General features: G+C 68.2%; 14 protein-coding genes. 4 read left to right on the top strand and 10 right to left on the bottom strand.

Annotated elements, in window-relative coordinates:
* Positions 1-314: 314 nt before the first annotated feature.
* Positions 315-1532, top strand: coding sequence for an NADP-dependent isocitrate dehydrogenase (locus ACFFGN_RS24605; protein ID WP_380051758.1), 1218 nt, complete (start codon positions 315-317; stop codon positions 1530-1532).
* Between the two features lie 51 nt (positions 1533-1583).
* On the opposite strand, the gene ACFFGN_RS24610 is transcribed toward ACFFGN_RS24605, so the two are convergent.
* The 6 genes from ACFFGN_RS24610 to ACFFGN_RS24635 form a co-directional block, all read right to left on the bottom strand.
* Entirely contained in the window at positions 1584-1835 is a 252-nt protein-coding gene (locus tag ACFFGN_RS24610) for a hypothetical protein (protein WP_380051760.1), read from the bottom strand.
* A gap of 95 nt (positions 1836-1930) precedes the next feature.
* The gene (locus ACFFGN_RS24615; protein ID WP_380051762.1) at positions 1931-2845 is read right to left on the bottom strand and encodes a CAP domain-containing protein; all 915 of its coding nucleotides are present in this window, start codon (positions 2843-2845) and stop codon (positions 1931-1933) included.
* A 200-nt stretch (positions 2846-3045) separates the two neighbouring features.
* A complete protein-coding gene (locus ACFFGN_RS24620) occupies positions 3046-4023 on the bottom strand; it encodes a CAP domain-containing protein (protein ID WP_380051764.1) in 978 nt (325 codons plus the stop codon).
* A 187-nt stretch (positions 4024-4210) separates the two neighbouring features.
* Positions 4211-4870 carry a GNAT family N-acetyltransferase gene (locus tag ACFFGN_RS24625; protein ID WP_380051766.1) on the bottom strand — a complete coding sequence of 220 codons (660 nt, stop codon included), beginning with the start codon at positions 4868-4870 and terminating at the stop codon, positions 4211-4213.
* A 26-nt stretch (positions 4871-4896) separates the two neighbouring features.
* On the bottom strand, positions 4897-5850 hold the full coding sequence (locus tag ACFFGN_RS24630; protein ID WP_380051768.1) for a GNAT family N-acetyltransferase: 954 nt from the start codon (positions 5848-5850) through the stop codon (positions 4897-4899).
* Positions 5851-6975 (bottom strand): GNAT family N-acetyltransferase, encoded by a 1125-nt coding sequence (locus tag ACFFGN_RS24635; RefSeq protein WP_380051770.1) that lies wholly within the window; start codon positions 6973-6975, stop codon positions 5851-5853.
* A gap of 80 nt (positions 6976-7055) precedes the next feature.
* Here ACFFGN_RS24635 and ACFFGN_RS24640 point away from each other — a divergent pair, with 80 nt between their 5' ends.
* On the top strand, positions 7056-7871 hold the full coding sequence (locus ACFFGN_RS24640) for a DeoR/GlpR family DNA-binding transcription regulator (protein WP_380051772.1): 816 nt from the start codon (positions 7056-7058) through the stop codon (positions 7869-7871).
* A 191-nt stretch (positions 7872-8062) separates the two neighbouring features.
* Here the strand turns inward: ACFFGN_RS24640 and galK are convergent, their stop codons facing one another.
* Both galK and galT read right to left on the bottom strand, forming a co-directional pair.
* On the bottom strand, positions 8063-9199 hold the full coding sequence (gene galK, locus ACFFGN_RS24645; protein ID WP_380051774.1) for a galactokinase: 1137 nt from the start codon (positions 9197-9199) through the stop codon (positions 8063-8065).
* Entirely contained in the window at positions 9196-10242 is a 1047-nt protein-coding gene (gene galT / locus ACFFGN_RS24650) for a galactose-1-phosphate uridylyltransferase (protein ID WP_380051776.1), read from the bottom strand. The genes galK and galT overlap by 4 nt, the downstream gene beginning before the upstream one ends.
* A 269-nt stretch (positions 10243-10511) precedes the next feature.
* Here galT and ACFFGN_RS24655 point away from each other — a divergent pair, with 269 nt between their 5' ends.
* On the top strand, positions 10512-11825 hold the full coding sequence (locus tag ACFFGN_RS24655; protein ID WP_380051778.1) for a hemolysin family protein: 1314 nt from the start codon (positions 10512-10514) through the stop codon (positions 11823-11825).
* Here ACFFGN_RS24655 and ACFFGN_RS24660 read toward each other — a convergent pair.
* Together ACFFGN_RS24660 and ACFFGN_RS24665 are read right to left on the bottom strand one after the other, a co-directional pair.
* A complete protein-coding gene (locus ACFFGN_RS24660) occupies positions 11773-13047 on the bottom strand; it encodes an MFS transporter (protein WP_380051780.1) in 1275 nt (424 codons plus the stop codon). The two genes, ACFFGN_RS24655 and ACFFGN_RS24660, sit on opposite strands and share 53 nt — an antisense overlap.
* A 1-nt stretch (position 13048) precedes the next feature.
* Positions 13049-13726: an ArsR/SmtB family transcription factor gene (locus ACFFGN_RS24665; protein WP_380051782.1), complete on the bottom strand. Its 678-nt coding sequence runs from the start codon at positions 13724-13726 to the stop codon at positions 13049-13051.
* 656 nt (positions 13727-14382) lie between these two features.
* Between ACFFGN_RS24665 and ACFFGN_RS24670 the strand changes: the two genes are divergently transcribed.
* On the top strand, positions 14383-14505 hold the full coding sequence (locus ACFFGN_RS24670; RefSeq protein WP_380051784.1) for a hypothetical protein: 123 nt from the start codon (positions 14383-14385) through the stop codon (positions 14503-14505).
* Positions 14506-14617: the final 112 nt, after the last annotated feature.

Genomic DNA, 14617 nt, shown 5'->3' on the forward strand with positions numbered 1-14617 from the left:
AACACCCCGAACCCACCCAGCAACCCGCGCCACACCCAAAACGCAACAGGCTCTGCAGCCGGGTAGTCGCGCCGAAAGTCGGCACTGGCCCGTCGCGGCTGCGCCGACGTCGGGTCCGTTCGAGCTGACGGCGAGCCGACGTGCTGTGCCGACGTTGCGCCCGTCCAAAGTGACGGCCGACCGACGTGCTGCGCCGACGTTGCGTTGTGGCCTGGACGCCGATTCGCGGTGGGGGTCGACGAGGGATTTCTCTTGACGTCAAGATAATGTATCTTGACGTCAAGAGAAACTTGTTGAGGGGAAGTGGTACGTCCATGGCCAAGATCAAGGTGCTGAACCCGGTCGTCGAGCTCGACGGGGACGAGATGACCCGGATCATCTGGCAGTTCATCAAGGACCGGCTGATCCATCCGTATCTCGATATCGACCTGCGGTACTACGACCTGGGGCTGGAGCATCGCGACGCCACGAACGACCAGGTCACGGTGGACGCGGCCGAGGCGATCAAGCGGTACAACGTGGGCGTGAAGTGCGCGACGATCACGCCGGACGAGGGTCGGGTGGAGGAGTTCGGGCTTAAGCAGCAGTGGCGCTCGCCGAACGGCACGATCCGCAACATTCTTGGTGGCGTGATCTTCCGGGAGCCGATCGTGCTCGCGAACATTCCGCGGCTGGTCCCGGGCTGGACCAAGCCGATCATCGTCGGCCGTCACGCGCACGGCGACCAGTACAACGCCACCAACTTCCGCGTGCCTGGATCGGGGCGGCTCACGATCAAGTTCCAGCCGGCCGACGGTTCCGAGCCGGTCGAGCACGTGGTCGCGGACTACGGCGACGACGGTGGCGTGGCGATGGGCATGTTCAACTACAACCAGTCGATCGAGGACTTCGCCCGGGCCTCGTTCTCGTACGGCCTGCAGCGCGAACTACCGGTCTACCTGTCGACGAAGAACACCGTGCTCAAGTCGTACGACGGCGCGTTCAAGGACATCTTCCAGGAGGTCTTCGACGCGGAGTTCAAGGCGGACTTCGAACAGCACGGGCTGACCTACGAGCACCGGCTGATCGACGACATGGTGGCCTCCGCGCTGAAGTGGGAAGGCGGCTACGTCTGGGCGTGCAAGAACTACGACGGCGACGTGCAGTCCGATATCGTCGCGCAGGGATTCGGCTCACTCGGCCTGATGACCTCGGTGCTGATGAGCCCCGATGGCCGGACGATCGAAACCGAGGCGGCACACGGAACGGTCACCCGGCACTACCGGCAGCACCAGGCCGGCAAGCCGACCTCGACCAATCCGATCGCCTCGATCTTCGCGTGGACCGGCGGCCTTCGGCATCGCGGCAGGCTCGACAACACTCCGGAGGTGGTCGCGTTCGCCGATGCCCTCGAAGCGGTCTGCGTCGAGACGGTTGAGCAGGGCAAGATGACCAAGGACCTGGCCACCTTGATCGGGCCGAACCAGCTCTGGCTCACCACCGAGCAGTTCCTCGCCGCCCTCGACGAGAACCTCCAGCGCAAGCTCCGCTGAGCGTCAGCGCGTCCGAAGAACCTTGAGCCCAGGTTCTTCGGACGTACGACGTCAGAGCAGCAGGTAGATCGTGAAGAGCACGGGCGTGGCGAACGTGATCAGCATCAGGAACGCGATGAACCGATGCGCGGGCTTGGTCGCGTTGAGTTGTGCGGCGAACTCGATGAGTGCGCCTTCCTGGGTATGCCGGCTCAGGCCCATCCGCTGGGCCTCGGCCGGCCTCCGGTCGTTGTGCGCGCCGGGCGGAATGCCGCGATGCGCCGGTCCGAGCGGGGCGTCGTCGTACGGGTCGTCGTTGTACATCCGACCTCCCACGGGAAGTGAGTGGAGCACAAGCTAACCCCGCGGATCACTCCGGCTCAAGCAACCCGCGGTTCCGTCTCGCTTACGTGCCCCGATCAGGTGAAGTCGACAACCCAGGACACGCGCGTGCCGCTGCTGCAGATGAACAGCAGGCAGTTCCGGTAACTGTGTTTGGCCTGACCGACGCCCAGGGTAGTGAAATTGCAGTTGAGCACAGTTGAACTGTGGTCATCGAGCAGTCTGGACATCGCTTCCTTGGCGGTCATGTCGTTGGCACCAACGGCGGCGTACGACGCGCTCCCTCCATCCATTCGTCCACTGGACGCACGATCAGCGGCATCCTCGCGGGAGGCCAGGGTCAGGGGGGTACTGCGCTTCAGCGGCGCACACCCCGCCTCTTGGCGCGCGATCTCGATGTTGCCGAACAGCTCCCGCTCGGCCGCCGTCATCCCGCCGGTGTCCGTCGGGGTGCGGGTGGTTTCGGTCGGGGTCGGCTTCGGCGTCGTGGTGGTGGGGCTGGTGGATTGGGTCGGCTTGGTGGTGCCGCCGCTGGTCGGCTGGGTGGACGTCGGCCGGGGTGTGGTGGTCGGGCGGTACGTCGCGGGAATGGTGCCGATCGAGGTCGGCCGGTCCGTGGGCGACGTGGTCGGGGCCGGGGTCTCGGTGTCGAGACGATCCGGCGTACCGGTTGGCGTCACGCCCGGCGTCGGGGTCGGGGTGCTGCCCGGGGTGGATGGCGTGGACGACGGCAGCGGGGCCGTGGACGGGATGTCGCCGGGCGTGCTGTCGGCGAGCGGATCCTCGTGACTGGGCGTGCTGTAGCGATCGTCCTCGCGGCTGACGTACGGAACCGACTCGTCGGCGAGACCTCCGCCGGGTTCCTGGACGAGGATCCAGGCGATGGGCGCGATCACGGCCACGAAGGCCCCGATCACGATCAGGGGCTTCAGCCGCCTGGAGTCGTTCTTCCGCCTGCTGTGCGGCCGCCGGGTGGCGCCGGGCTCTGACATGCTTGCGTAAATCCCTTCACGGTCGCCCCCAAGACGTACCTCACCTCGTCCAGCCGATTCCCTGAAGAGCAAAGGAAACGGCAGACCCTGACCTGGGGGGGACTACCCCCGCCAGATCGTTTCGATACCTGTCGATCCGTACTGACTGAATGGCGGAACGGCCGCTGCACTGGCGGGAAACGGCCGGTCACGCAAAGTGGTCAGCCGCCGAAATCCTGAACCCAGCTACCTGGGCTGTACCCCTCCCGCACCTGGCCGGAGTCGTAACCGACGCCGGTTTCGGTGAAACGGCAGTTCAGGATGTTGGCGCGATGGCCGTCGCTTTGCAGCCAGGCCGCGACGACCCGTTGAGCGGTGGAATAGCCGGCGGCGATGTTCTCGCCGTACGTCTCGCCGCTCCAGCCGGCGTCTCGCATTCGCCGCGAGGCCGTTTTGCCCTCGGGCGTCTTGTGATCGAAGTAGTTGCGCTCGGCCATGTCCGAGGCGTGCCCGCCGGCGGCGCGGACCAAGGCGTCGTTCAGCCGCAGTGGGCGGCAGCCGTACTCGCGGCGGGCCGCGTTGACCAGGTCGAGCACCTCGCGCTCCTGCGCGTTCGTGCCACCGGGCGGCGGTTTCGACGGGGGCGGCGTGGTCGGGTCCGGAGTGGGCTCGACCGTGACGGTTTTCGTCGGCGTTCGCGTGGGCTTGGTGGTGCTGTCCGGGGTTCGGGTCGGTACCTCGACGGTCTGGGTGTGCGTCGGCCGGACCGTGATGGTGGTGGTCGGAGGCGGCGTGGTGGTCGTACCGGCCGTGGGTGTCGGCTTGCTGGGTTGCGTCGGTACGACGGTGGGATCCGGCGTCGGGCTGTTGCTGATGCCCGGGCCGAGCGAGCTCTCGCCGCGCGGCGTACTGGTGGTCTTGACGACCTTGCCGTGCGGCAGCGTCACCGTGACAACAACCTCGGTGCGCTTGTCGCCGGGGTTGTCGATGGCTTCACTGCCGCGCTCGGTACCGGGATCGTCCTCGGCGACGTTGCGCAGCGTGGCCTGGCGATCCTGAACGGCATCACCGCGGTCGCTGGTCATCACCCACACCACAGGGGCAGTGGCGAGCAGCACGGACAGCGCGCTCACCACGGGCCCGATCACACCTCGACGGGCCTTTTTGCGATGCCGGCCGCTAACAGGCGAGTCGGTCATGGGTCAGCGATTCCTTTGTCGTCGTGAAGTCCCCGTGTCACGAAGTACGAACGCAGACCCTAGCGGATCGCGGGTCCGGCAGGTGGCTGACCACTCAAGATTTAACTTGCCCCTGGCATTCACCCCGTTCCGCTCGCTCAGCGAGCCGCGACCGCGGAGTTGTCCTGCCGTCCTTCCATCCTCACTGTCAGCGGGAGCGGCCGACCACGATGTCCGCGGCGACCTTCCAGCCGAGTGATCGGTACAGCCGCAGGCCGTCCTTGGAGGCGGCGAGCACGCCCCGGGTGGCGCCCTGGGCCGCGGCGGCCTCGACCAGCGCGGCCATCACGGCACTGCCCAAGCCGCGGCGGCGATGCTGTGGATCGGTTTCGATCCGGTCCGCGATCGCGTCCGTGCCCACGACGGCCATCCGGCCGCTGGACGCGACGGCGCCGTGAATGGTCGCGCGGGTGATGATCACGTCGGACTCGAGTTCGGAGACCAGGGCATAACGCGGATGCAGCTGGAGCTTGGGCTGATCCGACAATCGGATCGTCATCAGCCACTCCTTGTCGCGCTGGATCTCCAGCCCGAGTTCGGCCAGCTCGTCCGCCCGCGCCTCCCGGTCGTCGGTGACCACCGTCACCCAGGCCGAACCGCGCGCGCCGGTTGTCGCCAAGGCGAGACCGGCGGCCCGTTCCAGCCGTTCGGGATGCGCGTCGGCGTCCAGTACGACGTACTCCATGGCGCGGCCCTGCTCACCTGCCCGAACGGTCAGGAGGCCATCCTCATCGACAACGGTCGTCCAGCCCCGGGACTTCGACCATCCGGCTTGCCACTGGCGAACCAGCTCCTCACGATCGGTCACTGTCGAATTCAAGCAGCCGAAGCGCCTCACGGCGAGGGGAAAGGCGATTCGCTTCGCAACAGATCGAACCAGACCATGTCCTGGCGAGTGCCGTCGCGCATCACCTCGGCCTCCCGTTCGATGCCTGCCGCCACGAATCCGTTGGCCTCGGCAACATGTCGCGAGGCCGTGTTACCGCGGGCGGTGGCCAGCACCAGCCGGTACCGCCCGAGCCCGCCTTCGGCCACCGGGGTGAACGCGTGCCGGATGGCCAGCCCGACCGCCTCGGTCATCAGCCCACGGCCGCGCGCCTCGGGATGGGCCCAGAACCCGATCTCGCCCGAGTCGTCACCCTCGAGGTGCAGCACGCTGAGATTGGCCAGCAGTACGTCGGTGTCCGGATCGGCGATCGCCCAGCTGATCGCCGTACCGGTCGCGCTCATCCAAAGGCGCGCGTCCAGATAGGTCTCGCCGTCGGCCCGGGTGAACGGCGAGGCGAAGTGCGGCGCCCAGTACTGCGTTCGCTCGTCCGAGGCGGCCTCGACGATCCGCTCCAGGTCGGACGGCCCGTGCGGCCGCATACGGAAGCGCTCGGTTTCGATCACCGGGATCTGCCACCACGGCGTACGCGGTTCGGCCGGGTCCTTCGACCGCCGCGTGGCGAGCCACTCCTCGCAGCGCACCCCCTCGTACGCCGTACCGCCGTCGACGTAGGTGAACTGGCCGAACCCGGCTTCCCAGGCGGTTCGCATCGCATCCCAGCGGCCGGCCGGAGATCGCCAGACCAGGATCTCCCAGCCGAGCCGCTCGAACGCGAACGCCGTCACCAGTCGCAACGCCTGCACCCCGGCCGCTGGCAGCAGGTTGAACCGCAGGTCACCGCCGAGGCCGCCCGTCGGGGTCAGGTCGATCGTGCCGGCGTCCCGGCCGTCGTACTCGACCGTCCAGCTGAAGTCGGTCTTGCCCAGCCGCAGCCGGACGGCCTCCTGGCGGAGCTCCATTCAGCGAACCTCTGTCTTGAGCAGGTCGAACATGACCAGGTTGTCGTAGCTGCCGTCGCGCAGTGGGGCGGCGGCGCGCTCCATGCCGATCTGGGTGAAGCCGTTGGCCTCGGCGACGTGGCGCGAGGCCGAGTTGGGCTCGTTCGCGAACAGGACCAGTCGGCGCCGGCCGAACCCACCCTGCTCGATTGGAGTGAAGGCCAGCTTGATCACCAGCGCGACGGCCGCCGACATCACGCCCCTGCCCCGGGCCTCCGGGTGACCCCAGTAGCCGATTTCGGCCAGGGTCTTGTCGATCCGGTGGGTCATCTCGAACAGGCTCACGTTGCCGAGCAGCCGGTCGTCGGCGGCGTCGGCGATCGCCCACGACACCCCGCTGCCGGCGGCGGCCCACTCCTGACGGGTCTCGATGAAATCCTTGGCGTGCTCACGGGTGTACGGCGCGGGCATACCGGACAGCCAGTGCTGGGTCCGCTCGTCGGCGCAGGCCTCGGCGGTGCGGTCGATATCGCGTTCGTCCAGCGGACGCAGCCGGATCCCGTCGCCCTCCACCACCGGGATGGTGAACCAGTTGCCCTGCGGTACGCGCTCCTCGTCGCTGGTGATCGAGGCGATCCACTCGTCGTGCCGTACGCCGCGGATCAGGGCGGCGTCGGGCAGGGTCTGGAACCGCCGGAAGCCGCACTTCCACGCGGCCCGGCGCGAGGCCCAGTTACCGCTGACGGCCCGCCACGTGACCCGGTGCCAGCCGAACTCGCCAAAGGCGTGCCCGAGGACCAGCTGGATCGCCCGGGTCATCACACCCGCGTTCCGGGCCCACGGTGCCAGCCCGAAACCGAGCTCGCCGCCCTTGGCCTCACCACCGCGCAGGTCGATCGTGCCCGCGAAGCGGCCGTCGTACTCGATCGCCCAGGCCCAGAAGCCGCCGTCCCGCCAGCCGGCCGGAATGACCACGGTCACGAAGTTCACCGCGTGCTCGCGCTCGTACGGCACTGGGATGGTGGTCCAGCGCTGCATCTCCGCGTCCTGGCACATCGCGTACGCCGGCTCGACATCCGCCGGCTCGTGCGCGCGCAACGTCACCACGCCATCGGTCAGTAGTGGCACATCCTCGGGAAACCTCATGCCCCTAGGTTCTCCCACCAACCCACCTCCGCGCCTCCGACTTTCCCCTGCGTGGCGTCTGCCCGCACTAGGCTGTGGGCGTGAACACGTCTGAGAGCACCGAGCCGGCCCGGGGGCGGGGTGGACAGCTGGCCGCCCAGCGCCAGGCGACGATCGTTGCCGAGGTCAACAGCCGGGGCGCGATCACGGTTGCCGAGCTGGTCGAACGGTTCGGGGTGTCGGACATGACGATCCGGCGCGACCTCGACGCGCTGGACTCCAGCGGCCTGTTGCACAAGGTGCACGGCGGAGCCACCTCGGTCGGTCTGCGCAGCGCGCACGAGCCCGGTTTCGACGCCAAGCTCACGCAGGAATCGACCGCCAAGCACGCGATCGCCCAGGCCGCTGCCAGCCGGGTGCGTCCTGATAGCGCGGTTGGTATCGGGGCCGGTACGACGACGTACGCGCTGGCCCGGCATCTGCTGCGGATCGAGAATCTGACCGTGGTGACGAACTCGGCGCGGATCGCGGACGTGTTCCACAGCAACAGCCGTTCGGATCGGACTGTCGTGTTGATCGGTGGTATTCGGACGCCGTCCGATGCGCTGGTTGGACCGATCGCCACGGCGGCCCTGCAGTCACTGCATCTCGATATGTTGTTCCTGGGTGCGCATGGCGTTGATGCCGAGCATGGGCTCAGTACGCCGAACCTGATGGAAGCCGAAACCAACCGCGCCTTCATCGCCGCCAGCCGCCAGGTGGTGCTGGTCGCCGACCACACCAAGTGGGGCACCATCGGCCTCAGCACCTTCGCCGGCTGGAACGACATCAACATCATCGTCACCGACCCAGGCCTGCCACCCCCCACCCGCAAAGCCATGCACAGAACCGGCTGCGAACTAGTGATAGCCCCCTGAGCCTCACCCCTGCAGGCCAGCGCCGGGTGGCGGCATGCAAGCGGAGCCACCTCAGCCCTGCGTCGATTGGGCAGGATTCGCCCCCGGGCTGTTGCTTGATGGCTGATCCGCCGCGAGGGCGGTCGAATCCAGACCAATCGACGCAGTGCTTGCGCCATCGCAGCGTGCGCGTGGATCCGGTGCTGGGTGGTTCAGGTGAGGCGGGAGGCGCCGGGGCTGGGGGTGGCGGGTAGGGGGGCGGGGGCGGTGAAGCCGTGGTCGGCGAAGGCTTTTTCGATGGCGGCGAGCGTGGTGTCGGCCGCGGCGGCCTCGACCAGGGCGATGATGCAGCCGCCGAAACCGCCGCCGGTCATGCGTGCGCCGAGGGCTCCGGCCGCGAGGGCGGCATCGACCGCGACGTCGAGTTCCGGCACGGTGATCTCGAAGTCGTCCCGCATCGACACGTGCGACGCCGTGAACAACGCCCCCACATCGCGAAGACGCCCGGCGCGCATCGCTTCAACGGCCTGCTCGACCCGGGCGATCTCGGTGACCACATGCCGCACCCGGCGACGATCGACCTCGTCATCCAGCCGAGCCAGCGCGTCGTCCAGACCCTCCGGTGAAATAGCCCGCAGGGACGGTACGCCGAGTTGGGCGGCCGCGGCCTCGCAGCTCTTGCGGCGCGCGGCGTATTCCCCGTCCACGTGGCGATGCGGCGCCTTCACGTCGATCACCAGCAGCTGCAGGCCGGCCGCCGCGGGGTCGAACGGGATCTGCGCGATCGACATCGCCTGGATGTCGAAGAACAGCGCATGCCCTTCCGTACAGCACATCGAGGCCATCTGGTCCATCAGACCGACCGGCGCACCGACGTAGATGTTCTCCGCCTTCTGGACAAGACGGGCCACCTCATCCGGCGCCACTTCGATGCCACGCAGTTCCAGCAGCGCGAGGGCCGACGCGCAGAGCAGTGCCGCGGACGACGAGAGACCCGCGCCCGTCGGCAGATCCGAATCGATCAGCAGATTCGCGCCACCCACGTCGTACCCGGACTCGCGCAGAATCCACGCGGCGCCGGCCGGATAAGCGGCCCAGTCCGAGACCGAGCCCGGCTCGAGCGCGGCCAGGTCCGCCTCGATCACGTCGCGGCCCTGGGTGGAGCTGAAACGCAGCCGGCCGTCGGGACGCGCGGCCGCGGCGACCACGATCTGCTGGGAGAGCGCGATCGGCAGTACCAGGCCGTCGTTGTAGTCGGTGTGCTCTCCGATCAGGTTGACCCGGCCGGGAGCGCGCCAGACGCCGTCCGGACGGGTACCGAAAACCTGCTCGAACTGTTCGGCGATCACGCGTTGACCTTTCGGAGAGCCTCGGCCACGTTTTCGGGCGAGGTGTCGGAGATGAAGGCGCCCATGGCCGACTCACTGCCGGCGAGGTACTTGATCTTGTCGGCGGACCGCCGGATCGACAACACCTCCAGGTGCAGGTAGCCGAGGTCCCGGTCGATCCGGACGGGCGCCGGATGCCAGCCCGCGATGTACGGCAGGGCATCGCCGTACAGGCCATCGAGCCGTTGCAGCACATCGAGGTACAGCTGGGTGAAGTCGTCCCGCTCGGTCGCGGTCAGCCCGGCGATGTCGGCCACCTGGCGATTCGGATACAGGTGCACCTCCACCGGCCAGCGGGCGGCTTCGGGTACGAAGGCGGTCCAGGTGCCGTTCTCGGCGATGACCCGGGTCCCGGCGGCGCGCTCGGCCGCGAGGATGTCGGCGAACAGGTTGCTGCCCTTGGCCTCCTGGTGCTCGCGGGCGCGTGCCATCAGCGTCCGGATCCGTGGCGGCAGGAACGGGTAGCCGTAGATCTGCCCGTGCGGGTGGCTCAGCGTGACGCCGATCTCCTTGCCGCGGTTCTCGAAGCAGAAGACGTACTCCACGTCATCGCGAGCGCTCAGGTCGGCGGTCCGGTCGGCCCAGGCCTCGACCACCAGCCGGGCCTGGCCCATCGACAGGTCCGTGAACGAGCGGTTGTGATCGCTGGTGAAACACACCACTTCACACCGGCCTGGCCCCGCGAAAGACGGGAAACGGTTCTCGAACACGGCCACCTGGTAGTCCGGCGCCGGGATCTCCGTCAGGTTGCCCGGCTTGCTCGGGCACAACGGGCACTGGTTGGCGGGCGGCATGAACGTGCGCGTGTTCCGGTGCGTGGCGTAGGTGATCACGTCGCCGGTGAGCGGATCGGTCCGCAGGTCGACCTGCGGATGTGGTTGCGGCAGCCCGCGCTCGTCCGGCACCGGCTCGCGGGCCGGAGTGTCCTGGACATCGAAGTAGAACAGGTCCCTGCCGTCGGACAGTGAGGTGTCCGTTCGCCGGGCGCCACGCGTAGTGATCATCGACTGACTTCCCTGAGCCGGGTGGTGGAGCCGGATGCTTTCCACCGCAAGCCGATCATAAGTCAACAAATTCAAACATGCATGCTGGTGGGCCTTGACTGTTTTTCCCGGCGGGTCGCATCGGGTGCCCGAAGGTAAGGGCCGGGTGAAGGGCACGGGCAGTGGTGTCGGGCGGCCGGAGCCGCCGCTACCCTGGAGGAATGGACGACGAACACCGAAGTAAGCGCCTTCTACTGCCATGCCGGAGAGGGCGCTAGGAACTTCCAGCCATGAACGAAACCCTGCTCAACGTTCTCCTGATCTTTGTGTTCGTCACGATCGGCGGAGTTTTCGCCGCCGCCGAGATGGCTTTGGTCTCCCTGCGGGAAAGCCAGCTCAAGGCCATCTCCCAGCGGGGTAAGCGCGGCGCCACCGTGGCCCGGGTGGCCGCGGACCCGAACCGCTTCCTGTCCGCCGTGCAGATCGGCGTGACCCTGATGGGCTTCCTGTCGGCCGCCTTCGGTGGTGCCACCCTGGCCGACAGCCTCTCGCCGAAACTGCAAGAGCTGAAACTGCCGCCGTCGCTGGCCGACACCCTCGCGCTGGTGCTGATCACCATCGCGATCTCGTACGTCTCGATCGTGCTCGGTGAGCTCGCGGCCAAGCGCCTCGCGCTGCAACGGGCGGAGACGTTCGCGCTCGGCCTCGCGCCGCTGGTGGACCGGATCGCCTCGGTGGCCCGGCCGGTGATCTGGCTGCTGTCGAAATCGACCGACCTGGTCGTTCGCGCGCTGGGCGGTGACCCGGACGCGAACCGCGAGGTGATGAGCGACGAGGAACTGCGCGATCTGGTCTCCGCGCACGAGTCGCTGGGGGAGGAGGAGCGCCGGATCGTCGACGACGTGTTCCAGTCCGGCGATCGCCAGCTGCGCGAGCTGATGGTGCCGCGGACCGAGGTCGACTTCCTGGACGCGGACATGCCGGCGTACAAGGCGGTCAAGTTCGCCGCCGAACGCCCGCACTCGCGATATCCGGTGATGAACGGTTCGGCCGACGACATCGTCGGCTTCGTGCACGTGCGGGACCTGTTCGATCCCGAGATCGCGACGCGGCAGGTCCGGGTCGGCGACCTGGCGCGCGACGTACTGATGCTGCCGGACACGGCCAAGCTGCTGCCCACGCTGACCGAGCTGCGCCGCCGCAGTACGCACCTGGCGATCGTGCTCGACGAGTACGGCGGTACGGCGGGCATCGTCACGCTGGAAGACCTGGTCGAGGAACTGATCGGCGACATCAAGGACGAGTACGACGAGGCCGCGGTCGAGACCACCCGGCTGCGCAGCGGCGACGTCGAGGTGGACGGCCTGCTCAACCTCGACGACTTCGCCGAGGAGACCGGCCTCGAACTGCCCGACGGGCCGTACGAAACGGTGGCCGGCTTTGTCGCGGCCCGGCTCGGAAAGGTGCCCGAGGCAACCGAAGAGGTCGAGATCGACGGTCACAAGATCACCGTCACCGAGATGGACGGCCGTCGCGTCGCGCGGGTCCGGGTCAGCCGGCTACCGGTTGAGGAACCTGCTCAGGCTGCGCTTTCGGAGGACTGACGGCCCGGCGCAACGCCAGCACCACCAGGCCGGCGACGACGTACGCCAGACCCTGGACGACCAGGATCGGAATGATGCCGACGGCTTCACCGAGCACGCCCGCCGCCAGAATGCCGATCAGGCAGGCGCCACCCTCGGCCGCGAAGAAGGCGCCGAACACGCGGCCGCGGGAGGCGTCGTCGGTGAGCTGCTGGAACACCGTCAGGGTGCCGGCGGTGATGAACGCGCCGGGCACGCCGACCACGACCATGCAAACGAAGGCGGGCCAGAGCGCGCCGGACCAGAGCGGGTAGCAGAACAGCGTCAGGTCGATCAGGCCGAAGGTCAACGCGCCCAGGCCCCACATCCGTACCGCGCCGAGCCGTCTGCCGAAGGCCGCCGCGACCAGCCCGCCCACGATGCCGCCGACCGCCTGGCTGGACACGATCCAGCCGTACGTCACCTCGGAACCGCCCAGCTCGTCGCGCACGAACGGCGCGAACAACGTGCCCATCGCGCCTTCGCCGATACTCGTCACCACGCCGAAGGCGAACAGCAGCCGCAGGCCGGAACCACCCATGCTGATCCGAAGGCCCTCGGCCCATTCCGCCCGCAATCGCCGTACGGCGTGCCGTAGCCCCAGCCGTTCGGCGAGCAGCCGGGGTGACTGGTGGCGCATCCGCGCGAGCAGGCCCGCCGACAACAAATAGGTGGCGGCGTCCGCGATGGCCAGCAGGGGGAGTCCGCCGAACCCGGCGAGCAGACCGCCCAGGGCCGCGCCGGTCAGCCGGGAGATGTCGTGGGTCTGGCCGGTCAGGGCGTTCGCGCTGATCAGCTGATCGGGCCGGACCAGCCTTGGTACGAGCGACTGCTCGGCCGGTACGAAGAACTGCTGGAGGCAGCTCTGCGTCAGCGCGACGCCGTACACGATCCAGAGATCACCGGCATCCCGCACCACGATCAACGGCATCAGCGTCGCCACATGCAGCAGGTTGACGCCGATCATCGTGCGCCGGCGGTCCCAGCGATCGACAAAAACGCCCGCGAGCGAGCCGAGCAGGATGTGCGGCAGGAACGACGCCAGCATCATTCCGCCGGAGGCAAGGGTCGACCCGGTGAGCACGTACACCTGGAACGCCAAGCCGACCCGAAGGATCCAGTCCCCGGTCAACGAGATCAACCCGGCCCCCAGCATCAACCGGTAGTCCCGCTGCCCACGCAACAACCTGCCCAACTCGCGCATCTCAGCCTTCTCCCTGGGCGTTTTCCCTCACAGCGGTCCCGCCTTCGCCCGCCGCCTGGACGGGTTTGCCGGGTTCGGTGGGTTGTGCGTCGTCGGGTGGCAGGACCGAGACGAAGTGGGTGATGTCGACCAGCCGGCTGCCCGGTGGTCGCGTGGTCTTGTCGTCGATCGGGCGCTGCTCGATGTACTCCGCGAGCACCGCCTCGATCCGGTCGTCCACCTCGGCGAGCTCCTCCTCGGTCAGGTACACCGCGGCATGGCCGATACCGCTGTGGTCGCGCCAAGCCGGGCTCTCGCTCTTACGCCGTTCCTGCCAGTCGAGGAAGGTGTTCAAGGCCCGCTCCGCCAGCAACTGCTCCAGTACGTCGGCCGCGGCCGCGCCTTCCGGAGTCGCATCGGCCCCTCGCCAGGTCTGCGAGATCGAGACCAGCCGCCAGGGCCTTTCTCGGTTGTCCTTGCCCGGCGCCGGTTCCACGAAGTCGTACTTGGCGAGTTGCCGCAGGTGATGCGAGGCCAACGCCTGGCTGATCCCCAGCCGCCGAGCCGCCTCGGCCGCGGTCAGTGGTCCCTCCCGCCCCAAGACCGACTGCAACTCAAGCCGCACCGGATGCGCCAACGCCCGAATAGCCGTCGCATCATCCAGCAACCGCCGCCGACGCCCTTCCCATTCCAAAGACATGCTTGGAATATCCGCCGCACACCACCCAGATGTCAAGCACTTCCTTGGAATCCCACGCGGGTGCGCAGTGACATCTAGCGGCACCCTGGCTGGGCATTCATCGGTCCGAATCCGCCCTCAACTCACCGCCGGCCTGCACTGGCCCATACGCGGCGGAGGGCGGATTCGGCGATGAATGCAACGTGCGGCAGGCGGCGGCCTCTGGTCAGAAGGGGGATGCTCCTACGGAGGCCGACCGGTTGTCGGCGGGATTGTGGCCGGGCACGATCGGCAGGGCCGGTGTGATGAGGGCATGCGTCGTCACTCGCGAGTGGTCGCGAGTGCGCGTGAGTGCGCGTGAGTGGTCGCGGGTGCGGGTGCGCGTGAGTGGTCGCGAGTGGTCGCGAGTGCACCACCTCACCGGGGCCGAGAAATTCCGTGGTCACCCGTCCCCCTGAGGAGTCGCGGATTGTCGGGCCGGGTCGGCCCGCGTCAAGGGTTGGAAATCGCCTGCGGCGACGCGTGCGCGCCCTTGACCCGGGCCGACCCGACCCAAGGACAGCGGGCTATCAGGGGGACGGGTGGGGTATGGCCGGTCGACTCGGGTGGTTCCGCATGCTCCGCGCCGGGCCTGCGTCATCGCGCCGGGTTCGCGTGGTGCGACATGCTGGGTTCGCGTGGCGGGTCGAGGTCGACGGTGGGTCGAGGTGGACGTGGTGGACGTGGTGGTCGGGGTGGTCGGGGTGGTCCCGAGGTCGGCTGCCGAGTATCTGCGCGACTACCTGGTTGGAACCGGGTAGTCGCGCAAAAAGTCGGTAGCGGGTCTACCAAAAGCCGGTAGTCGGCTCGCAACCCGGTAGCCGGCCCGGGCATGCGCCGTACCAGGGCCTGTTCGACGGACCCAGCTGAGCG

The sequence above is a fragment of the Kribbella deserti genome (assembly GCF_042434725.1).
GTDB classification, from domain to species: Bacteria; Actinomycetota; Actinomycetes; order Propionibacteriales; family Kribbellaceae; genus Kribbella; species Kribbella deserti.